The sequence below is a fragment of the Maritalea mediterranea genome, from assembly GCF_021568695.1.
Taxonomy (GTDB): Bacteria; Pseudomonadota; Alphaproteobacteria; order Rhizobiales; family Devosiaceae; genus Maritalea; species Maritalea mediterranea.
Genome location: NZ_JAKGTI010000016.1, coordinates 1 through 233 on the forward strand (window position 1 = coordinate 1; position 233 = coordinate 233).

1 protein-coding gene is annotated in these 233 nt (G+C 65.2%); it reads left to right on the top strand.

From position 1 onward, the window contains the following. Positions 1 to 233: PUA domain-containing protein (locus L1I42_RS16190; RefSeq protein WP_369413112.1), on the top strand; the 233-nt coding region annotated here is incomplete at both ends.

A 233-nucleotide genomic window follows, 5' to 3' on the forward strand; every position in this document is an offset into this window, starting at 1 on the left:
CGCGATTGACCATCCGTGGCGCGCCCTCGCCGAAGGCGGACAGCACAGTTTCTTCGTGCCCAGGGCCACCAAGCGCGCGGCGCGGAAAAACTGGATCATGTCGGCCCGGCCCGCCGGGCGGGTGACGATTGATGAAGGGGCGTGTACCGCGCTGGCCAAAGGGACCAGCTTGCGGCCCATTGGCGTAACCACAATTGAGGGCGCATTTGGCCGCGGCGATGCCATTTCCATTT